This window comes from Vibrio sp. B183, assembly GCF_000740665.1.
GTDB lineage: Bacteria > Pseudomonadota > Gammaproteobacteria > Enterobacterales > Vibrionaceae > Vibrio > Vibrio coralliilyticus.
On sequence record NZ_JPQB01000015.1, the window covers coordinates 133,415 to 155,007 of the forward strand.

A 21,593-nucleotide genomic window follows, 5' to 3' on the forward strand; every position below is an offset into this window, starting at 1 on the left:
TTAAAAAAAGCTAAGAAAAAACTAAAAATCCATATTTTTTATAAACTTAACCATTGTTATCAATATGTTAATATTTTGGGTGTTTTGAGGCGATTGGACCAAAATGGGGCATGGAGCACATTACTTGTGCAACAGAGTGATTAACTTCACAGAATACTATTTTGGTAAGAGGAAAGTAGTTAAATGTTATGTTGCTTACATAACTTTTGTTAAAAGTTTTGCACAATATTTAGAATAAGATGCTAAAAACTAGCATCTTATTAGATGAATTGGCACTTCAATCTAAATCTGAAGAATTTCTTATTCTAATAAACTGGGAGTCCTTTCTTTAGTAGTGTTTTTTACCAAAATGTTGCACTGGTCGGAGAATTAAACGATTTTTCGCTACATTTTTATGGCAAATTACACCGATGATTGATAATGTGTGCTGCAATCTTTGTAGGGTTTTAGATTTTTGTGCTTAAATTTTGCGCTAAACAGATCTAAATCACTGTCCGTTCTAGTGGCCTTACGAAGAAGTCATGGATGCAAATGAAAAACTTGGAGTTTTACTCATGTATAAGAACAAAATCACTCAAGCCCTTCTTCTGGGTGCTGGTCTGGCAGTGGCCGCTACTTCTACCGCAACACTCGCTGCAGATGTCCCTGCAGGAACTAAGTTAGCAGAAAAACAAGAACTAGTTCGTGGTAACGGTACCGAAGTTGCGACGATCGACCCGCATAAATCTCAGGGTGTTCCTGAGTCTCACGTGATTCGTGATCTTCTAGAAGGCTTGGTGAACCAAGACGCGGACGGTAACACTATCCCTGGTGTTGCGGAGTCTTGGGAAACAACGGACAACAAAACATTCACTTTTCACCTACGTAAAGATGCTAAATGGTCAAACGGCGACCCTGTAACTGCCGGTGACTTCGTATACAGCTTCCAACGAGCTGTAGACCCAGCAACAGCTTCACCATACTCTTGGTACATGGAATACACCAAGATGGCGAATGCGAAAGACATCATCGCTGGTAAAAAGGACAAGAGCACTCTAGGTGTTAAAGCAACAGACGACCACACTCTAGTTGTTGAGCTTGAAACTGCGGTTCCTTACTTCGTAATGATGACTGGCCACACAACAATGAAGCCAGTTCATAAAGCGACAGTTGAGAAGTATGGTGATCAGTGGACTAAACCTGAGCACTTCGTTGGTAACGGTGCATTCGTTGTAAATAACTGGGTAGTGAACGAGCGTCTAGAGCTAACTCGTAACGACCAGTACTGGGACAACGACAAAACGGTTCTTAATAAGGTCACTTTCCTACCTATCGAAAACCAAGTAGCGGAAATGAACCGTTTCCTATCTGGTGAGATCGATTTCACTTCTACTCTTCCTACAGAGCACTTCAAGCGTCTTAAGAAAGAGCACCCACAAGAAGTATCAGTGGAAGGCAGCCTATGTACTTACTACTACTCATTCAACACAGCTAAAAAGCCGTTTGATGATGTACGCGTACGTAAAGCGATTTCTTACGCAATTGACCGTGACATCGTAGCAAATGCGATTCTAGGCCAAGGTCAGAAGCCAGCTTATTTCCTAACTCCGGAAATTACAGCTAACTTCAACCCAACATTGCCTGCTTATGGTCAAATGTCTCAGAAAGATCGTATTGCTGAAGCGAAACGTCTTCTTGAAGAAGCTGGCTTCGGTCCAGATAACCCACTTAAGTTCAACCTTCTATACAACACTAACGAAAACCACAAGAAGATTGCGGTAGCGCTAGGTTCAATGTGGAAGAAAACACTTGGTCTAGAAGTTACTCTAGAAAACCAAGAGTGGAAAACTTACCTATCTTCTAAAGACCAAGGTGATTTCGAAGTAGCACGCGCTGGCTGGTGTGGTGACTACAACGAAGCAACTTCATTCCTAACTCTAATGGTGAGCTCGAACACTACCGGTGGTCAGCACTGGGGTAGCAAAGAGTACGATGCGTTGATTGAAAAAGCGCTGAAATCTACTTCTGAGGAAGAGCGTACTAAGATCTACCTAGAAGCTGAAAAGATGATGGCGAAAGAAATGCCTATCGCTCCAATCTACCAGTACGTACGTTCTCGTCTACTATCAACTGAAGTTGGTGGTTTCCCAGCGAACAACGCTGAAGAGAAGATCTACTCAAAAGATCTTTACATCAAAGCTCAATAATTCTGAGCAGATAGAACTATAAAAAATTTGGCTCTACATGTGAGAAATCACATGTAGTGCCTTATTTCAGTCCAAATTTATGGAATATGGGCTGATCCTTTTCTTTTTAACCGTCACAGACTGAAAGAGTGAGTTTATGCTTAAATTCATCGCAAAAAGGATATTTGAAGCGATCCCAACTATGTTGGTATTGATCACAGTATCTTTCTTTCTAATGCGTTTCGCACCGGGTAACCCTTTCTCGAGCGAGCGTCCTCTTCCGCCAGAAGTTATGGCAAACATCGAAGCTAAATACGGCCTAGATAAGCCAGTATTTGAGCAATACACCACTTATTTGACCAACGTTCTCCAAGGTGATTTCGGACCGTCATTTAAGTACCTAGATTACTCTGTAAACGAGCTAATCTCGGTGGCGCTTCCAGTATCGGCAAAGGTTGGTTTTATCGCCTTTATCTTTACCGTGATTATGGGGGTGACCGTCGGAACCATTGCTGCGCTGAAGCAGAATACTTGGGTCGACTACACCATAATGTCGACTGCAATGCTAGGGGTTGTAATGCCATCGTTTGTACTGGCCCCAGCTCTGATTTATCTATTCTCCCTGCACTGGAATATCTTCCCTGCGGGTGGCTGGCATGATGGTGGCTTTAAGTATCTTGTACTTCCTGTTATTGGTATGTCTTTACTCTACGTAGCGACATTCGCCCGTATTACACGTGGTTCGATGATTGAAACGCTGAACAGTAACTTTATCCGTACTGCTCGTGCAAAAGGTCTAAGTTACCGCTACATCATTGTAAAGCATGCTCTTAAGCCAGCACTTCTCCCTGTTGTGTCTTACATGGGCCCAGCATTCGTAGGTATCATCACAGGTTCGGTAGTTATTGAAACTATCTTCGGCCTGCCAGGTATCGGTAAGCTTTTCGTTAACGCTGCATTTAACCGTGACTACTCGCTAGTAATGGGTGTAACCATTCTGATTGGTTTCCTATTCATTTTATTCAACGCGATTGTAGATATCTTACTTGCAATGATTGACCCGAAAATTCGCTACTAACAGGGAAGTTTGGTTATGTTAACGAAAAAAGAAAACCTTGAAGCGATTGAGAAGTTCTCTGAAAACTTAGAGATCGAAGGTCGCAGTTTATGGCAAGACGCCCGTATCCGCTTTATGCGTAACAAAGCGGCAATGGTGAGCTTGTTTATCCTATTTGTAATGACATTGGCGGTTATTGTTCTGCCAATGATCGCCCCTTATGCCTACGATGACACAGACTGGTATGCAATGCATGTAGGTCCAAGTGTAGATCATTGGTTTGGTACTGATAGCCTAGGTCGAGATCTATACGTGCGTACACTTATCGGTGGCCGAATCTCGTTGATGGTTGGTGTTATGGGCGCGTTGGTTGCGGTACTGATTGGTACGCTTTACGGTGCGGCTTCTGGCTTCATCGGCGGTAAAGTGGACCGTATCATGATGCGTATTCTGGAAATCCTGTACGCTGTACCATTCATGTTCCTAGTTATCGTACTGGTTACCTTCTTCGGTCGTAATATCATCTTGATCTTCGTTGCGATCGGTGCAATTGCATGGCTGGATATGGCGCGTATCGTACGTGGTCAAACCCTTAGTCTACGTAGCAAAGAGTTCATTGAAGCAGCCCATGTTTGTGGTGTGAGCAAGTGGAAAATTATCACTCGTCACATTGTTCCAAACGTTCTGGGTATTGTAGCCGTATACTCGACGCTGCTAATCCCAAGCATGATTCTGACTGAGTCATTCCTATCCTTCCTTGGTCTTGGTGTCCAGGAGCCGATGACAAGCTGGGGCGCACTACTTCAAGAGGGTGCACAAACGATGGAAGTTGCTATTTGGCAGCTAACATTCCCAGCGGCGTTCATGGTTGTAACTTTGTTCTGTTTCAACTACGTCGGTGACGGTCTGCGCGATGCGCTGGATCCAAAAGACAGATAAGTAAAAAGCAATAAATTATAAAATCTATAAAGATTAAGGAAGCAATGATGAGCTTATTAGATGTCAAAGATCTGCGTGTCGAATTTACCACTCAAGATGGTATTGTTACCGCAGTTAACGATCTAAACTTTTCTCTGAACCAAGGCGAAACTCTCGGTATCGTGGGTGAATCTGGTTCAGGAAAATCGCAAACAGTATTCTCTATCATGGGATTGCTGGCAAAAAACGGCATTATCTCTGGTAGTGCCAAATTTGAAGGTAAGGAAATCCTTAACCTTCCAGAAAAAGAACTGAATAAAGTACGTGCTGAACAGATCGCGATGATCTTTCAGGACCCAATGACGTCTTTGAACCCATACATGAAAGTTAGCGACCAGCTTATGGAAGTACTGATGCTTCATAAAGGTATGGGTAAAGCAGAAGCGTTTGAAGAGTCGGTACGCATGCTTGAAGCCGTGAAAATTCCGGAAGCACGTAAGCGTATCACTATGTACCCGCACGAGTTTTCAGGCGGTATGCGCCAGCGTGTAATGATCGCAATGGCACTACTATGTCGCCCTAAACTACTGATTGCAGATGAACCGACAACGGCACTAGATGTAACCGTTCAAGCGCAGATTATGGATCTGCTTAATGAGCTGAAAGATGAATTCAATACAGCCATCATCATGATCACTCACGATCTGGGTGTGGTTGCTGGGTCATGTGACAAAGTGCTTGTTATGTATGCTGGCCGTACGATGGAGTACGGTACTGTCGATGAAATCTTCTACAAACCAAGCCACCCTTATGCTGAAGGCCTACTCAAAGCCATCCCTCGTTTAGATACGGAAGGTGAGATTTTGCCGACGATTCCGGGTAACCCGCCAAACTTGCTACGTCTGCCAACTGGTTGTCCGTATCAAGAGCGTTGTCACCGTGTTATGGATCGTTGTAAGCGTGAAGCGCCAATCCTGACACCATTTGGTGATGGTCGTCAGCGTGCATGTTTTTCAGAATGGGAGGCTTGGGAAAAATGAGTGCAGATAAAAAATTAATTCTGGATATATCGGATCTTAAAGTTCACTTCAGCATTGCGTCTAAGTCCGCTTGGCCTTGGTCTAAGCCATCGAACCTGAAAGCCGTTGACGGTGTTAATGTTCGCCTTTATGAAGGTGAAACATTAGGTGTAGTAGGTGAGTCGGGTTGCGGTAAATCGACGTTTGCACGCGCCATTATCGGTTTGGTTGAAGCGACAGATGGTGAAGTGGTTTGGTTGGGTCAAGACCTGACTAAGATGCAAGACGTACAGCGCCGCGAAACGCGTAAAGAAATTCAGATGATCTTCCAAGATCCGCTAGCATCGCTTAACCCGCGTATGACGGTTGGGGACATCATCGCCGAGCCTCTGGAGACTTTCTATCCTGAGTTGTCAAAAGAAGAAGTAAAAGATCGCGTTAAAGAGATGATGGCCAAAGTAGGTCTTCTGCCTAACGTAATCAACCGCTACCCACACGAATTCTCAGGTGGTCAGTGTCAGCGAATTGGTATCGCTCGTGCACTTATCCTCAAGCCTAAGATGATCATCTGTGATGAGCCCGTTTCTGCTTTGGATGTGTCTATTCAGGCTCAGGTTGTGAACCTTCTGAAAGAGCTGCAAAAAGAGCTAGGGTTATCCCTTGTCTTTATCGCACACGATTTATCAGTAGTTAAACATATCTCTGACCGCGTATTGGTTATGTATTTGGGTAATGCTGTAGAGCTGGGTGAAGCTGAGTCGTTATTCGCTGATCCTAAGCACCCTTACACACGCGCTTTGATGTCAGCGGTACCAATTCCTGATCCGCACCTTGAACGCAATAAGCAGATCGAAATGCTGGAAGGTGATCTACCATCTCCAATCAGCCCGCCGTCTGGTTGTGTATTCCGTACTCGTTGCCCTCAGGCAACAGAAGCGTGTGCTAATACGAAACCGTCTATACAGGGCAGTGATGTTCATGCCGTATCTTGCCTGCATGTCAGTGTCTAGCCGATTCAGCCTGTGACGGGCTTAAGCGCGGCGTCCTTCGGGAGTCGCGCTTTTTTTACTTCAAATAATTCGAACAACAAAGCCAACTTATTCTGCTTTAGAGTAAGCTGGCTTTTTTTATACTTAGTCCATAGATATTAATCAGTTGAGAGTGTGATATGGGCAAGTTAGTAGAAGGTAAATGGGAAGATGTTTGGTATGACACTAAAACCAGTGGCGGTAAGTTTGTCCGAGAAGATGCTGGGTTTCGAGAATGGGTGGAAAATAAGCCTAATGCCAAGTTTCAGCCTGAATCAGGTCGCTATCATTTGTACGTATCGTTCGCTTGCCCGTGGGCTCATCGTACCCTCATATTCCGAAAACTGAAAAAGCTAGAAGAGCATATTGATGTGACTGTGGTGTGCCCAGATATGATGGGAGAGGGTTGGCAAATGGGCTTGCCTGAGCCTTTATTTGGGCATACTCGAATGCACCAAATCTACACTCAAGCTAAATCAGATTACACGGGGCGCGTTACGGTGCCAGTGCTGTGGGATAAAAAGAACAATACGATAGTGAGCAACGAGTCTTCAGAGATTATCCGCATGTTTAACTCAGAGTTTAACGAACTCACGGGCAATCAAGATGACTACTACCCGGATGAGTTAAGAACGTTGGTGGACGAGTGGAATGATTACATATATCCCAATGTGAATAATGGTGTATATCGTTGCGGGTTTGCAACGGCTCAGGAAGCCTACGAAGAAGCTTACGACAATTTGTTTGAAGCGCTTGATCGGATCGACACGCATTTAGCAACCCACCGTTATCTTGCTGGTAATGCTATCACTGAAGCGGATTGGCGATTGTTTACGACATTGATTCGGTTTGATGCCGTGTATGTCGGCCACTTCAAATGCAACAAGAAACGTATTGCAGACTATCCAAACTTGCATGGGTATATGAAAGAGTTGTACCAGATAGAAGGGATTGCAGAAACGACCGACTTTTATCACATCAAGCGTCATTACTACTTTAGCCACACAGGAATCAACCCAACGCAAGTGGTTCCCAAAGGCCCCGTGCTTGACCTAGAATCTGCTCACGGTCGAGAGAGCATTTAAATAGCAATAACCTGATTACGGCCCTGTGCTTTCGCTTGGTACAGGGCCGCATCTGTTATCTTCATTGTTTCGTCAATTCGGACGATACCTTCCTCTACGACCAATTCGCATAATCCTCCACTCAGCGTCACTTGCAGAGTTTGATCTCCAATCGATATTGGTGTTTGACTTAACTTTTCTCTCAATGCATTGGCAATGCTGAACGCGTTTTCTTTGTCGGGCGCTGAAAAAATAGTGCAAAACTCTTCGCCGCCAACTCGATAAAATGCATCTTGGTGTACTTGCTGACCTACGATTTTAGCCACCATTTTTAATACTGTGTCACCTGCGGCATGGCCATAGTTGTCATTGACTCGTTTAAAGTGGTCGAGGTCAAAGTGTACAAGGTAGTGATTGTGAACCAAATCCGGATTGTTGGAAGTGTCTGCTTCAAGAGCTAAGCGATTTTTTGCTCCGGTCAATGGATCTAGGAGAGCTGCATCACTGAGCTTACCTTTGATTTTGGTTTGCATATCCTCATGAACAAAAGAGATCGCCCAAATTAGAAAGTAAGGAATAGTGAAGTTGATTAAGGTATAGGGTGTTGAATTGATTAGTGGTGGATAAGAGGCAAGGATAGAAATCGCAACTAAATAGAAGGCGAATGTGATAGCTGAAGCGATATAACGGTTAAAAAATATATGGTACAAAGCGGGAAAACAAAATGCCCAAAAAACCAGAACAGAGTAGCCATCTGCAACTGCCATGCTGTAGATAAGCAGGGCAGTGAGACCAGAAATCAGTAGCGCCGAATGCCAAGGCCTGTAATGACCAAATTCGATTCTCAAATACACGTAGATACAGATAGCGGTATAGATAGAGTCGATAACACCGAACTTTGGTAAGTCCCAGAAAAAAAAGTTAACAATCGTAAAGCCTGTGCCGGTGATCGCCAGAAAAAAGCTGGTGATTTTCAGAACATTTTGTTCGAGTGAGGCTTGTGAGGAAAATAGCTTTACTGACATTTGAAACCCAAGCATGACGTTTGGGATAAGTGTAGCAATAAAAAAAAGCAGCAGTAAAATACTGCTGCTTTTTCATCAACATAAACCAATAGAGCTTAGTTTTGCTCTTGGTCTGCCTGAATTGCCGTCAAAGCGATTGTGTAAACAATATCGTCTACTAGTGCACCGCGAGACAAGTCGTTTACAGGCTTGCGCATACCTTGCAACATTGGACCGATAGAGACTAGGTCTGCTGAACGTTGTACCGCTTTGTATGTCGTGTTACCCGTGTTTAGGTCTGGAAATACAAATACGGTCGCTTTACCTGCTACTGGAGAGTTTGGCGCTTTAGATGCTGCCACGTTTTCCATGATAGCCGCGTCGTACTGAAGAGGACCATCGATGACAAGATCAGGACGCTTCTCTTGAGCTAGTTTCGTCGCTTCACGTACTTTATCAACGTCTGCACCCTTACCAGATTCACCAGTAGAGTATGAGATCATTGCAACACGTGGGTCGATACCAAATGCCGCTGCAGAATCCGCCGATTGGATAGCGATTTCAGCAAGTTGTTCAGCCGTTGGATCTGGGTTGATAGCACAGTCACCGTAAACCAGTACTTGATCCGGCAGAAGCATGAAGAATACTGAAGATACGATAGACGCATTTGGTGCAGTCTTGATGATCTGGAATGGCGGGACAATCGTGTTTGCTGTTGTATGAACAGCACCAGAAACCAGACCGTCAACTTCGTTGTTCTCAAGCATCATAGTGCCTAGGAATACGGAGTCTTGTAGCTTCTCACGAGCAACAACTTCCGTCATGCCTTTCGCACCACGTAGCTCAACTAAACGAGCAACGTAGTTTTCGCGGATCGCATCAGAATCAATGATCTGAACACCTGCGCCAAGTTCCACACCTTGCTGGGCTGCAACACGCTTGATCTCTTCTGGGTTACCCAGAAGTACACATTCTGCAATGCCACGCTCTGCACAGATAGCTGCCGCTTTTACTGTGCGAGGTTCGTCACCTTCAGGCAGAACGATACGTTTACCTGCACGACGAGCGAATTCAGTAAGCTGGTAACGGAATGCTGGTGGGCTTAGACGGCGAGACTTTTGAGTGCCTTCCGTCATAGACTCAATCCAGTTGCCATCGATGTGGCCAGCAACGTGTTCGTTGATGAACTCGATACGCTCTTTATCATCTTCAGGTACTTCAAGGCTGAAGCTCTGTAAGTTCAGAGATGTCTGCCAAGTGTTGCCTTGTGCTTTGAAGATTGGAAGGCCGGTGTCAAACGCTGGCTTACAAAGACCAACGATTTCTTCAGGAATGTCGTAGCCACCCGTTAGAAGAACCGCACCAATATCCACACCATTCATTGCTGCAAGTGCTGCTGCAACAATTACGTCTGGGCGGTCCGCAGAGGTTACCAATAGAGAGCCATGCTTAAAGTGCTCAATCATGTTTGGTAGTGAACGTGCACAGAACGTGATGCTCTTGATACGACGAGTGTTGATATCACCTTCGTTGATGATGTCAGCATTGAGGTGCTTCGCCATGTCGATTGCACGAGTAGCGATCAGGTCAATGCTCCATGGCACGCAGCCAAGAACGCGGATTGGAGATGTGTTAAAGATCTCCATCACTTTCATTTCGTTTTGCTTCGCGCTGTCTGCATCATCAAAGATTTCTGACAGGTCCGGGCGAGTACGGCCTGCTTCATCAACTGGAGCGTTAAGCTTGTTGATGATTACGCCGGAGATATTCTTGTTCTTAGTACCGCCGAAGTTCGAACATGCGACTTCGATACGCTCTTTAAGCTGCGCAGGGTTATCTGTGCCTGGTGTCGCAACAAGTACGATCTCTGCGCCAAGTGTTGCTGCGATTTCCGCATTCACTTGGTTCGCAAATGGGTGCTTACGAGTAGGTACAAGACCTTCGATTAACGTAACGTCCGCGTCTTTGTTGATCTGGTTGTAACGCTCTACTACTGTTTCCAGCAGCTCGTCCATGTTGTCGTTACCAATCAGGCTCTCTGCAACAGACATTGCCAAAGGTTCACCGATCTTCATATCGCTGTTGTAACCAACGATAGTTGAAGTCAGATCTGGTTGATCGCCACCTGAACGTGGCTGACAAATCGGTTTGTAGAAAGAAACCTTAACGCCTTTGCGCTCCATTGCGCGAAGAACACCCATGCTTACACTAGTAAGACCAACACCAGCGCTGGCAGGGATAAGCATAATAGTACGAGACATTCGTAGAGTACCTTTAGCTATTTTAGATAAAAGCCCAACTTCGTATTCCCTGAGATGGAATAGGAGTTACGCCCCTTAGTAAGAAAACCGGCTGACTTAAAAGTCAGCCGGTTGAGTCAATTAAAGACCTGCTAGACGCGCAGTGTCTTCAGCGATAACAAGCTCTTCGTTAGTAGAGATAACCATCGCTGGGATGCGGCTGTCAGCTGTAGTGATAGTACCTTCGCCGCCAAAACGTGCTTTCAGGTTAGCTTCACCGTCAACTTCGATACCGAATACGCCTAGACGGTTAAGAACCATCTCGCGGATTGGACCAGAGTTTTCACCGATACCACCTGTGAAAACGATCGCGTCTAGACGACCTTCTAGAGTCGCAGTGTAACCAGCCACGTATTTCGCTAGGCGGTGGCAGAATACGTCCATCGCGCGAGTTGCTTCTTCTTTCTCACCGTAGTTGTCTTCAACGAAACGGCAGTCAGATGTCACTTCAGTCAGACCAGCAAGGCCAGACTCTTTCGTTAGCATAGTGTTGATTTGCTCTACAGAGTAACCAAGTGCGTCGTGTAGGTGGAAGATGATCGCAGGATCGATATCACCACAACGCGTACCCATTACTAGACCTTCAAGTGGAGTTAGACCCATTGAAGTATCTACAGACTTACCGTTTTTGATTGCACAAACAGAAGCGCCGTTACCTAGGTGACAGTTGATGATGTTTAGTTCATCAGCAGGCTTACCTAGACGCTCAGCTGCTTCGCGAGCGATGAATAGGTGAGATGTACCGTGCATACCGTAGCGACGGATACCGTGCTCTTTGTACAGGTTATATGGAAGTGCGTATAGGTACGCTTCTTCTGGCATAGACTGGTGGAAAGCCGTATCAAATACCGCTGACATTGGCAGGTTAGGGAATGCTTTCTGAGCTGCTTTAATACCGATGATAGCCGCTGGGTTATGAAGAGGTGCTAGTGTTGCACAGTCTTCGATACCTTTAAGAACGTCGTCAGTGATAAGAGCAGATTGAGTGAACTTCTCACCGCCGTGTACAACACGGTGACCAACTGCTTTTAGCTGATCTGCAAGTTCTGGCTTAGAAGCAAGAATAGTTTCTACGATGAAAGAAAGCGCTTCATCGTGTGCTGCACCTTCACCTAGTTGTGCTTCGTGCTTACCATCCAGTTTCCATTTGATACGTGCTTCAGGAAGGTGAAGACATTCAGCAAGACCTGTTAGGTGCTCGTTGCCGTTTTCTGCATCGACAATCGCGAACTTAAGAGAAGAACTACCGCAGTTTAAAACTAAAACTAGCTTAGACATGAGTGACTACCTGTAATAATCAATTAGGATAAAAAATTAATCACAAGAATAGACGAAGCTCAAAAGGCTGCGTACTAATCTTGGTCAAAAAAACTTCGAATTCCGTATAAAAGACAGCAGTGATTCCCGCTCACTGCTCTTGCATCCGCTGCAGAAGGGTCCCGAGAGTTGCTTAAATTGTAAATAACAGCAACAATGAGATTGTGGGCCTGCAAAGGATAACGATAATAGCCAATAATAACAAAAAAATTTGAAAGAATATTAACTTTCATCAATTTTTTACGCTGAAAGTTGAATCTTTCAACTGAATTTTAGTTTTTAAGGCCCGATACTGGAGTGAGAGAGTCCTATGAGTAATAAAGTCGGTTTAGTTCATAACCTACGTGATGGGCAGAAGTACATGGAAACGTGGCCTATGCGCAAAGAACTCAATTTACTGTTTCCAGAGCAGCGCATTATCAAAGCCACTAAATTTGGTGTGAAAGTGATGCCTGCAATCGCTGCTATTAGCGTTTTGACCCAAATGGCCTTCAATAACTACTCAGCAATACCTCAATCGGTGATTATGGCATTGTTTGCTATTAGCTTGCCGATTCAAGGGATGTGGTGGCTTGGTAGCCGAGCGAATACCCAACTTCCTCCGGCATTGGCGGGCTGGTATCGTGAAATTCACCAAAAGATCGTTGAGAGTGGCTTTGCGTTAGAGCCTATGAAAAGTCGCCCTCGTTATAAAGAGCTGGCTCAAATTCTTAATCGCGCTTTTCGTCAACTAGACAAAAACGCACTGGAACGTTGGTTTTAGAGAACAAACCGGCGACTTCCAGTGAACACCTCAATTTTAATCACGATGGCTTTGCTGAGAAGCAGTAAATAAAGGAAAGGCTTCATCAACCAGCGCAGATCAGGTGAAGCCAAAACATATCCCTACTCCTCATAAAAAAACGCCCACCGAAGTGAGCGTTTTTTGCTATTTATTACGATTCAACATTAGTTGAACATTGCGATAGCATTTGCTGAGTCTACGTATTCTAGGTCGAAGCTTTCTGCTACTTCTTTACACGTTACTTTACCGTGAATAACGTTTAGACCTTCTAGGAAGCCGTTGTCCTCAAGAAGTGCTTCGCGGTAGCCCTTGTTCGCTAGCTTAACAATGTAAGGCAGTGTTGCATTGTTTAGAGCGAAAGTAGAAGTGCGAGCAACAGCGCCTGGCATGTTTGCTACACAGTAGTGAACAACGTCATCAACAATGTAAGTTGGATCTGCGTGAGTTGTCGCGTGTGAAGTTTCGAAACAACCACCTTGGTCGATTGCAACGTCAACAACAGCTGCGCCTGGCTTCATCTTAGCGATGTGCTCTTTAGTCACTAGTTTAGGTGCAGCAGCACCTGGGATTAGAACAGCGCCGATGACTAGGTCTGCTTCTAGAACATGCTTCTCAATAGCATCTTCTGTAGAGTAAACCACTTTTGCACGACCTTGGAATTCTTCATCTAGACGACGAAGAGTGTCTACATTGCGGTCTAGGATAGTGACGTCAGCTCGTAGGCCTACAGCCATACGTGCCGCGTTTGCACCTACTACGCCGCCACCAACAACAACAACTTTTGCTGGCTCAACACCTGGTACACCACCAAGAAGAAGACCACGGCCACCGTGAGATTTCTCTAAAGTTTGTGCACCCGCTTGAATAGACATGCGACCTGCTACCTCAGACATTGGAGCAAGTAGTGGCAAGCGACCCATATTATCTGTTACAGTCTCATACGCTATACAGACAGCTTTGCTCTTGATTAGCTCTTCAGTTTGTGGAAAATCTGGTGCTAGGTGCAAATAAGTAAATAATATTTGTCCCTCGCGGAGCATAGCACGCTCAACAGCTTGAGGTTCTTTAACCTTTACAATCATTTCTGCTTGCGCGAAAACGTCAGCAGCGGTAGGAAGAATGGATGCGCCTACAGCGATGTAATCATCGTCTGAAAAGCCGATGCCAGAACCGGCATTGGTTTCTACAAAAACCTGGTGACCTTGAGATACTAGCTCGCGAACGCTCGCTGGGATCATACCAACACGGTACTCGTGGTTTTTGATTTCCTTAGGTACGCCAATGATCATCCTGACTCCTCATTTTATTTTGGTTGTATTAACTATGTGTAGGGTAATTCTGTCGAATTAATATCTAGTATAGATACGATTGAATAAAATTTGATACTGAATATTAAAAAGTTGTAGTATATTTTTTTGCAAGGAAGTAATAAGGTGGAATAAAAAATGGCAGACAACAATAAGAAGCCGTCTAAGGATCTAGACCGTATCGATCGCAACATTCTAAACGAACTGCAGAAAGACGGTCGTATTTCAAACGTTGAACTGTCTAAACGAGTTGGTCTTTCACCAACGCCGTGTTTAGAACGTGTTCGTCGTCTGGAACGTCAAGGGTACATTACGGGCTATACAGCTTTGTTAAACCCGCAGTTCCTTGATGCATCACTGTTGGTTTTCGTAGAAATTACGCTAAACCGTGGTGCGCCAGATGTGTTTGAACAATTTAATGCAGCAGTGCAGAAGCTCGATGATATTCAGGAATGTCACCTAGTATCAGGTGATTTCGATTACCTATTGAAGACTCGAGTGTCGGACATGAGTGCATATCGAAAGCTCCTTGGCGATACGCTTCTACGTCTTCCTGGTGTTAACGACACACGTACGTATGTTGTTATGGAAGAAGTTAAACAGACAAACCAGTTAGTTATCAAAACACGCTAATCTTTGCAGAGTAGCGTAATACCTTTCGATATTCTGACTTAAGGTAATTGGGTTTTAAGTCCCGATATGGTTAAATCGATAGTCCGAGTGGCATAGCTGCTCGGACTATTTTTTTCCCTACTGATTAGCCGGGTGGATGTTCAAGCAAGGGTGTTGCATTCGGGTCAGTATCACGCAGTTGATAAGTTGGTTATGTTCAAAGAGAACAAAAATAAAGTTGAAACAATAATCAAAACCGGAGAAGAGCCTCAGTCTTCTCGTCTTGATGGCCCTCAACGCCTAAAAGAGTGCAGTCTTATCGTGATTGTGCTGTCTTCTATATTATTGTCCATCGCCTTACTCACGTTTAACCCTGCTGACCCCTCTTGGTCTCAAACCGCTTGGGGTGGAGACATCAATAACGCAGGCGGTTTGGTCGGTGCTTGGGTTGCCGATACATTATTTTTTACCTTTGGTTCGATGGCTTATCCGATTCCAATCATTATCACGATTACCGCTTGGGTCATGTTGAGAAAGCGAGGTGAAAACGAACCTATCGACTTGATGCTTTGGGGCACACGTCTTCTAGGTTTAACGATCCTTATCCTGACGAGCTGTGGTCTTGCAGATATTAACTTCGATGATATCTGGTACTTCTCTTCTGGCGGTGTAATTGGTGATGTGCTGACCAGTTTATCGTTACCTACGCTCAACATCTTAGGAACTACCCTAGTTTTTCTCTTTTTGTGGGGGGCGGGTTTCACGCTACTGACAGGGATTTCATGGCTATCGATTGTAGATTGGCTAGGTGAAGGTGCTATCCACTTGCTTACTAACCTAGTGAATAAAGCACGTGGTGAAAAGGAAGAACTTTTAGAACCTCAATTAACGACACCTCGTGATGATGCACAGAAAGCTCCGGTAGATGATGCTGAACAAGAAGATGCATTGTTTGCAGCGAATGCGGATGAGGAGCCTCGCCGTTTCAATATCCACATGCCTGACTCTCGCAAAGAGCCAACGGTGAGTGACCTAGTTGTCGAAAGAATCGACATTGAGCCTGGCTCGTACCAACCTGAACCGGAAGTGCTTCCTGAACCCATTGTCGAAGCGCCTCAAGCCGTTCAAAACAACGTATATGACCAAGAACCTAAAGAAGAGCGCACCAGACAGCTTGGTTCGACGATAGAAGAGCTCGAAGCGGCGGCTCAAAGCGAAGATGATTTTGCGGTTCAAGAGCAAGAAAGCATAAAAGAAAACATCGATGTAGCAGATAAAGAGCCTGAAACCGTGGAGCCTCCTGTGAACGCCGACCCTATTCAAGGTATGCCGTGGAGCACTGAAGAGGTTCATGAAGAGCAAGAAATAGTTCAGCCTCGAATTGACCCTACAGAGCTCGAACAGATCTCGACTGAGGTGGAACCAGACAGCAGCCATCAAGACCCTGTTATCTCGTCATTTGAAGTCGCTGATGAAGACAGTGATATTAACGCCTCCGTAGAAGTCGAAGATGTTGAAGAGGGCGATGAGGATGTCGCAGCGTTCCAGAACATTGTCTCGGATGCTCAGGCAAAAGTTGCTGCTCAGCAGAACCCGTTCCTTGTTCAGCAAGAAGCTAATCTCCCTACGCCAAAAGAGCCAATGCCGACATTAGAGCTACTGTATCACCCAGAAAAACGCGAGAACTTTATTGATCGCGCTGCGTTGGAAGAGATTGCTCGCTTGGTTGAAGCTAAGCTTGCCGACTACAAGATTAAGGCTGAAGTTGTCGATATTTTCCCTGGCCCCGTCATTACACGATTTGAACTGGACTTAGCACCAGGGGTTAAGGTCTCTCGTATTTCGGGCCTTTCTATGGACTTAGCTCGTTCTTTGTCAGCGATGGCGGTTCGTGTTGTGGAAGTGATACCGGGTAAACCATACGTAGGACTCGAATTACCAAACATGAGTCGTCAGACGGTGTACTTCTCAGATGTTGTTGGTAGCCAGCACTTTATCGAAGCCAAATCACCAACAACGGTCGTACTTGGCCAAGATATCGCAGGTGAGGCAGTTGTCGCAGATCTGTCGAAGATGCCACACGTGCTGGTCGCGGGTACCACGGGCTCAGGTAAGTCAGTGGGTGTGAACGTGATGATCTTGAGTATGCTGTACAAAGCGACGCCTGAAGAAGTACGTTTCATCATGATTGACCCGAAAATGCTTGAGCTGTCGGTGTACGAAGGTATTCCACATCTTTTATCTGAAGTGGTTACTGACATGAAAGATGCGTCGAATGCACTGCGTTGGTGTGTGGGTGAGATGGAACGTCGTTACAAGCTAATGTCTGCACTAGGTGTACGTAACATCAAAGGCTTTAACGACAAGCTCAAGATGGCGGCAGAAGCTGGGCATCCGATTCACGACCCACTATGGCAACCGGGTGATAGCATGGACGAAACGCCACCACTGCTGGAGAAACTGCCTTACATTGTGGTTATTGTCGATGAATTCGCTGACTTGATGATGGTGGTAGGCAAGAAGGTCGAAGAGCTCATAGCCCGTCTTGCTCAAAAAGCGCGTGCCGCTGGTATTCACTTGATTCTTGCGACGCAGCGTCCATCTGTTGACGTCATTACTGGCTTAATCAAAGCCAATATCCCAACCCGTGTTGCGTTTACGGTATCAACTAAAACAGATTCTAGAACCATTCTTGATCAAGGTGGTGCTGAATCACTATTAGGTATGGGTGACATGCTATACCTTCCTCCGGGCTCCAGCCACACGGTGCGTGTACATGGTGCGTTTGCTTCAGATGACGATGTACATGCTGTGGTAAACAACTGGAAAGCACGTGGTAAGCCTAATTACATTGATGAAATCACCAACGGCGATCAAGGACCAGAGGGGCTACTGCCAGGTGAGAAACCTGAAGGTGAGGAAGAGATGGATCCGCTGTTTGACCAGGTTGTCGAACACGTCGTGCAGTCACGCCGTGGTTCTGTTTCAGGTGTGCAGAGACGTTTTAAAATTGGCTATAACCGCGCAGCTCGCATCGTTGAGCAATTAGAAGCTCAAGGGATTGTAAGTGCGCCGGGGCATAATGGAAATAGAGAAGTGTTAGCCCCTGCACCTGGCCGTGAGATGAACTAATGTCATCATGAGAGACCAAAATAAAAAGGGTTGGCACATATGTGCCAACCCTTTTAAATTTCTAGCTTCTAGCTTCTAGCTTCTAGCTTCTAGCTTCTAGCTTCTAGCTTTCGCAAACTGTGCAATAACGATAACGGCCAATGCCGCTAGGTTTGCTGCGAAGATAACGACCAACCATTGAGGCATAGAGAGCGAAAGAAACTGCCATACGACTTTGCTACAGTCACCAAATGCTTCAAACATCCAAGGTGCCCATTTGTTGAGAGGTGCCCAATCGGGGAAGGTGACAAACAAATCGCAGGTTGCAAACGGAGAAGGGTTAAATTGGTAATCGACGTGCTCCAGAGCTAGCATTAAGCCTTTATATGAACTCGCTCCCCAAGCTGCGAGTCCCAGCCAGCGTGTTGCTGTGTTGTCCGGTGCTATCAAACCGATTATGGCTGCGGCGCCGATTCCTAGCATAGCGACGCGCTCGTAGATACACATAACACAAGGTGCGAGCATCATGACGTGCTGAAAGTATAATGCTGCAGCCTCAAAGAAGATGGCAAAGGTTAATAGCAGTAACCAAGACAGGCGCGATTGGGAAAAAGACTTAATGGTAGAAAGAATGTTCACAGAGATATCCTGTTTATAAAAAAAGCTCTGACTAATCAGAGCTTTTTATCGTGGAAAAGTTTCGGCTTCAACTAAAACTTTTGAGTTTTCTTGATTAATGTCCGCCAGAGACAGCTGGAGTCAGCTCACCTACATGTGCTGAAATCCAACCTGCGTCGTAAAACCACGCTGTCATCGGCTCAACAAGGAACACAATACCTGCAAGACCAACCAGCGCAAGGACGATCGTGTAAGGCAGAGCCATGATAACCATGCGGCCATAAGATAAGCGAATCAGAGGCGCAAGAGCTGAGGTCAACAGGAATAAGAAGGCTGCCTGACCATTTGGCGTTGCGACCGAAGGAAGGTTGGTGCCTGTATTGATTGCTACTGCGAGTAGGTCGAACTGGTCGCGAGTGATTACTCCCTCAATCAGTGCAGTTTTCACCTCGTTGATGTAAACCGTACCGACGAATACATTATCTGACACCATCGAAAGTATGCCGTTAGCAATATAGAAGAGTGCCAACTGAGCCCCTTTATCCTCGACGTGTAACACCGCATCGATAACAGGCTTAAATAGCTGCTGGTCGATGATAACGGCAACAACAGCGAAGAAGACCGCAAGAAGCGCAGTAAATGGCAATGCTTCTTCAAACGCTTTGCCCATTGAGTGTTCTTCGATGACACCAGTAAATGCGGTAGCAAGAATGATGACAGACAAGCCAATCAAGCCAACAGCCGCCAGGTGAAGTGCTAGTCCGACGATAAGCCAGATCGCAATTGCACCTTGAATCCACAGCTTCGCGACATCTTGTTTAGTACGTGTTTTACGTTCTGCGTTGTCAAAGTCGACTAGGATTTGACGAACGTTATCAGGTAAGCGAGCACCGTATCCACAGATTTTAAGCTTTTCAACAAGTACACAAGTAATTAAGCCGCAGACAAAAACGGGTGCCGTAACCGGTAGCATACGAATAATAAATTCGCCGAACTGCCAGCCAGCCTGATCAGCAATGATCAAGTTTTGTGGCTCACCAACCATGGTCATTACGCCACCCAGTGCCGTACCAACACCTGCATGCATCAATAGAGAACGCAAAAACGCACGGTAGTTCTCTAAGTCATCGCGCGTTAGCTCTGAAAGGTGATCGTCTTGCGTGTGGTCGTGTGATGCTGTTGAGCCTTTGCCCGAAGCGACTTTGTGGTAGATCGCGTAGAAACCGACCGCGACACTAATGACAACCGCAATCACGGTTAGTGCGTCAAGGAACGCAGACAGAAAAGCTGCGGCAAAACAAAAGGCTACCGAGAGCAGGCTTTTTGAGCGAATACCGAGCAGTATCTTCGTAAAGATAAACAGCAGTAGCTGTTTCATGAAGTAGATGCCCGCTACCATGAAGATCAAAAGCAATAGCACTTCGATATTGGCGACTAGCTCGTGTTTGACTTGCTCTGGGCTGGTCATTCCAATCGCAATAGCCTCAATGGCTAATAAACCACCCGGTTGAAGAGGGTAACATTTGAGGGCCATCGCGAGAGTAAAAATAAACTCGGCGACCAGAAGCCAACCCGCTACGAATGGGTCGATAAGGAAAAAGACAATCGGGTTGATGATAAGAAATGAAATAATGGCAACTTTATACCAATCTGGGGCCTTTCCTAAGAAATTCTTAATGAAAGCATTCCCGAGTGACATCGGCATGATACTAATACTCTTAAATGTTGTTATGAATAGACACTGCGTGTGCTTGTATCTATATATCTGTGTCATTGTGGGCTTAGATCATCACCAAATTAATTGTGGCGAATGACAAGAAAAAACGCTGAAACAGACCTGATTCAACAGTGACTTAGAAAAACAACATAAAGCAAAATGATATGTGGCCTTGCCAAGTCACTCCCTGAGAAAGACAAGCACTCCTTACTTTGGTCGCAACTGTACTCCTCAAGTTAATTTAGTCAATAATAAAGTTTATCTTGATAAATCGCTCAGTGGACTTTTGTTTAAAAACGCGATCAGAGTGGCGTTAAGGCGGGATGAGAGTTGTGAAAAAAAACAATTCATGGCAGCTCGGCCTCGAAAAGGTCGAATAAGATAGATTATGTCATTATATTGAATGGAAATGACAGTTTAATATTGCAAAATTAAAAACTTATGTTTTGCAAACTAAGTCAATACCCATAAGGGCTAGCAAGTGTGAAGTTTTTATTAAATTTATAATAAATTAGCTTTGACTCAAAGACATAATAACGCAATCGCTCAGTATAAATTAGAGCTGTAACTCTATTGGTGTTTTGCGTCAAGTTTACTTTCGGTTTGTTTCCGATAACTAAGAACTAGTGGTATGATGAGTTCTATTCGACCCTATAAATAAAAATATTGGATAGTTAAATTAATGGTCATCAAGGCAAAGAGCCCTGCAGGTTTCGCAGAAAAATACATCATTGAGAGTATTTGGAAAGGGCGCTTCCCTCCAGGTTCTATTCTTCCCGCTGAACGCGAGCTCTCTGAATTAATAGGGGTTACCCGAACGACACTGCGAGAAGTGCTACAGCGCTTGGCGCGTGACGGCTGGTTAACCATCCAACACGGCAAACCAACCAAGGTTAACCAGTTCATGGAAACATCGGGGCTACATATCCTCGATACTCTAATGACCTTGGATGCAGATAACGCAACTTCGATTGTTGAAGATTTGCTTGCGGCAAGAACAAACATCAGCCCTATTTTTATGCGCTACGCGTTTAAAGCGAATAAAGAAAGTGCTGAGCGTACTATTAGTGGTGTTATCGAATCTTGTGAGAGCCTTCTTGCTGCAGACTCTTGGGATACGTTTATGGAGTCCTCGCCTTATGCAGAGAAAATCCAACAACATATCAAAGATGACGGTGAGAAGGACGAAGCTAAGCGTCAGGCAACTTTGATTGCTAAAACCTTTAACTTCTATGACTACATGCTGTTCCAACGTCTGGCGTTCCATTCAGGCAACCAGATTTACGGATTGATTTTCAACGGTCTTAAAAAGCTGTACGACCGCGTAGGAAGTTACTACTTCTCAAGCCCGGAAGCACGTAATCTAGCACTGCAATTTTACCGCGATCTACTGGAAGTTTGCGAAACAGGTGATCGTGACCGAATCATCGTTGTTGTTCGTCACTATGGTATTGAAAGTGGGCAGATTTGGAACGAGATGAAAACCTCTCTGCCAACAAGCTTCACTGAAGATGACAGCTAAGAATGGTAATCGAATAAAAGAAAACCCGCCGATTGGCGGGTTTCTTGTCT

At 45.1% G+C, this 21,593-nt stretch carries 16 protein-coding genes; 10 read left to right on the forward strand and 6 right to left on the reverse strand.

Going from position 1 to position 21,593, the window contains the following annotated elements; genetic code table 11:
• The first annotated feature begins 554 nt into the window (after positions 1-554).
• The 6 genes from IX95_RS16945 to IX95_RS16970 all read left to right on the forward strand — a co-directional run bounded on the left by IX95_RS16945 (position 555) and on the right by IX95_RS16970 (position 7,272).
• Positions 555-2,186 (forward strand): ABC transporter substrate-binding protein, encoded by a 1,632-nt coding sequence (locus tag IX95_RS16945; protein WP_006959116.1) that lies wholly within the window; start codon positions 555-557, stop codon positions 2,184-2,186.
• A gap of 136 nt (positions 2,187-2,322) precedes the next feature.
• Positions 2,323-3,243, forward strand: a complete 921-nt coding sequence (gene oppB, locus IX95_RS16950; protein WP_006959114.1) for an oligopeptide ABC transporter permease OppB — start codon at positions 2,323-2,325, stop codon at positions 3,241-3,243.
• A 15-nt stretch (positions 3,244-3,258) separates the two neighbouring features.
• Positions 3,259-4,161: an oligopeptide ABC transporter permease OppC gene (oppC, locus tag IX95_RS16955; protein ID WP_006959112.1), complete on the forward strand. Its 903-nt coding sequence runs from the start codon at positions 3,259-3,261 to the stop codon at positions 4,159-4,161.
• 47 nt (positions 4,162-4,208) lie between these two features.
• Positions 4,209-5,180, forward strand: coding sequence for an ABC transporter ATP-binding protein (locus IX95_RS16960; protein ID WP_006959110.1), 972 nt, complete (start codon positions 4,209-4,211; stop codon positions 5,178-5,180).
• Positions 5,177-6,169, forward strand: a complete 993-nt coding sequence (gene oppF / locus IX95_RS16965) for a murein tripeptide/oligopeptide ABC transporter ATP binding protein OppF (protein ID WP_038162222.1) — start codon at positions 5,177-5,179, stop codon at positions 6,167-6,169. Before IX95_RS16960 ends, oppF begins: the two co-directional genes overlap by 4 nt.
• 158 nt (positions 6,170-6,327) lie before the next feature.
• Positions 6,328-7,272, forward strand: coding sequence for a glutathione S-transferase family protein (locus IX95_RS16970; protein WP_038162225.1), 945 nt, complete (start codon positions 6,328-6,330; stop codon positions 7,270-7,272).
• On the opposite strand, the gene IX95_RS16975 is transcribed toward IX95_RS16970, so the two are convergent.
• The 3 genes from IX95_RS16975 to IX95_RS16985 all read right to left on the reverse strand — a co-directional run bounded on the left by IX95_RS16975 (position 7,269) and on the right by IX95_RS16985 (position 11,833).
• The gene (locus IX95_RS16975) at positions 7,269-8,276 is read right to left on the reverse strand and encodes a GGDEF domain-containing protein (RefSeq protein WP_038162228.1); all 1,008 of its coding nucleotides are present in this window, start codon (positions 8,274-8,276) and stop codon (positions 7,269-7,271) included. The two genes, IX95_RS16970 and IX95_RS16975, sit on opposite strands and share 4 nt — an antisense overlap.
• 95 nt (positions 8,277-8,371) lie before the next feature.
• Positions 8,372-10,516, reverse strand: a complete 2,145-nt coding sequence (gene pta / locus IX95_RS16980) for a phosphate acetyltransferase (protein WP_019278000.1) — start codon at positions 10,514-10,516, stop codon at positions 8,372-8,374.
• 120 nt (positions 10,517-10,636) lie between these two features.
• Positions 10,637-11,833: an acetate kinase gene (locus IX95_RS16985; RefSeq protein ID WP_038162231.1), complete on the reverse strand. Its 1,197-nt coding sequence runs from the start codon at positions 11,831-11,833 to the stop codon at positions 10,637-10,639.
• Positions 11,834-12,182: 349 nt separating this feature from the next.
• Between IX95_RS16985 and yfbV the strand changes: the two genes are divergently transcribed.
• The gene (yfbV, locus tag IX95_RS16990; RefSeq protein ID WP_019278002.1) at positions 12,183-12,635 is read left to right on the forward strand and encodes a terminus macrodomain insulation protein YfbV; all 453 of its coding nucleotides are present in this window, start codon (positions 12,183-12,185) and stop codon (positions 12,633-12,635) included.
• 185 nt (positions 12,636-12,820) lie between these two features.
• On the opposite strand, the gene ald is transcribed toward yfbV, so the two are convergent.
• Positions 12,821-13,945, reverse strand: coding sequence for an alanine dehydrogenase (ald, locus tag IX95_RS16995; RefSeq protein WP_038162234.1), 1,125 nt, complete (start codon positions 13,943-13,945; stop codon positions 12,821-12,823).
• A gap of 156 nt (positions 13,946-14,101) precedes the next feature.
• Here ald and lrp point away from each other — a divergent pair, with 156 nt between their 5' ends.
• Both lrp and IX95_RS17005 read left to right on the forward strand, forming a co-directional pair.
• Positions 14,102-14,596 carry a leucine-responsive transcriptional regulator Lrp gene (gene lrp, locus IX95_RS17000; protein ID WP_006959094.1) on the forward strand — a complete coding sequence of 165 codons (495 nt, stop codon included), beginning with the start codon at positions 14,102-14,104 and terminating at the stop codon, positions 14,594-14,596.
• Positions 14,597-14,788: 192 nt separating this feature from the next.
• The gene (locus IX95_RS17005; protein WP_038162749.1) at positions 14,789-17,707 is read left to right on the forward strand and encodes a DNA translocase FtsK; all 2,919 of its coding nucleotides are present in this window, start codon (positions 14,789-14,791) and stop codon (positions 17,705-17,707) included.
• Between the two features lie 96 nt (positions 17,708-17,803).
• On the opposite strand, the gene dsbB is transcribed toward IX95_RS17005, so the two are convergent.
• Together dsbB and nhaB are read right to left on the reverse strand one after the other, a co-directional pair.
• Positions 17,804-18,325, reverse strand: a complete 522-nt coding sequence (gene dsbB, locus IX95_RS17010; protein WP_038162236.1) for a disulfide bond formation protein DsbB — start codon at positions 18,323-18,325, stop codon at positions 17,804-17,806.
• A gap of 94 nt (positions 18,326-18,419) precedes the next feature.
• Positions 18,420-20,009: a Na(+)/H(+) antiporter NhaB gene (gene nhaB / locus IX95_RS17015; protein ID WP_006959088.1), complete on the reverse strand. Its 1,590-nt coding sequence runs from the start codon at positions 20,007-20,009 to the stop codon at positions 18,420-18,422.
• A 694-nt stretch (positions 20,010-20,703) separates the two neighbouring features.
• Between nhaB and fadR the strand changes: the two genes are divergently transcribed.
• Positions 20,704-21,543, forward strand: a complete 840-nt coding sequence (gene fadR, locus IX95_RS17020; RefSeq protein WP_006959086.1) for a fatty acid metabolism transcriptional regulator FadR — start codon at positions 20,704-20,706, stop codon at positions 21,541-21,543.
• Positions 21,544-21,593: the final 50 nt, after the last annotated feature.

Bases quoted from the DNA above. Each gene is read 5' to 3' on its own strand.
- IX95_RS17005 (WP_038162749.1), top strand. From the start codon at position 14,789: ATGTTCAAAGAGAACAAAAATAAAGTTGAAACAATAATCAAAACCGGA.
- ald (WP_038162234.1), bottom strand. From the start codon at position 13,945: ATGATCATTGGCGTACCTAAGGAAATCAAAAACCACGAGTACCGTGTT.
- nhaB (WP_006959088.1), bottom strand. From the start codon at position 20,009: ATGCCGATGTCACTCGGGAATGCTTTCATTAAGAATTTCTTAGGAAAG.
- IX95_RS16970 (WP_038162225.1), top strand. From the start codon at position 6,328: ATGGGCAAGTTAGTAGAAGGTAAATGGGAAGATGTTTGGTATGACACT.
- oppC (WP_006959112.1), top strand. From the start codon at position 3,259: ATGTTAACGAAAAAAGAAAACCTTGAAGCGATTGAGAAGTTCTCTGAA.
- pta (WP_019278000.1), bottom strand. From the start codon at position 10,516: ATGTCTCGTACTATTATGCTTATCCCTGCCAGCGCTGGTGTTGGTCTT.
- fadR (WP_006959086.1), top strand. From the start codon at position 20,704: ATGGTCATCAAGGCAAAGAGCCCTGCAGGTTTCGCAGAAAAATACATC.
- lrp (WP_006959094.1), top strand. From the start codon at position 14,102: ATGGCAGACAACAATAAGAAGCCGTCTAAGGATCTAGACCGTATCGAT.
- oppB (WP_006959114.1), top strand. From the start codon at position 2,323: ATGCTTAAATTCATCGCAAAAAGGATATTTGAAGCGATCCCAACTATG.
- IX95_RS16985 (WP_038162231.1), bottom strand. From the start codon at position 11,833: ATGTCTAAGCTAGTTTTAGTTTTAAACTGCGGTAGTTCTTCTCTTAAG.
- oppF (WP_038162222.1), top strand. From the start codon at position 5,177: ATGAGTGCAGATAAAAAATTAATTCTGGATATATCGGATCTTAAAGTT.
- yfbV (WP_019278002.1), top strand. From the start codon at position 12,183: ATGAGTAATAAAGTCGGTTTAGTTCATAACCTACGTGATGGGCAGAAG.
- IX95_RS16960 (WP_006959110.1), top strand. From the start codon at position 4,209: ATGAGCTTATTAGATGTCAAAGATCTGCGTGTCGAATTTACCACTCAA.
- IX95_RS16945 (WP_006959116.1), top strand. From the start codon at position 555: ATGTATAAGAACAAAATCACTCAAGCCCTTCTTCTGGGTGCTGGTCTG.
- IX95_RS16975 (WP_038162228.1), bottom strand. From the start codon at position 8,276: ATGTCAGTAAAGCTATTTTCCTCACAAGCCTCACTCGAACAAAATGTT.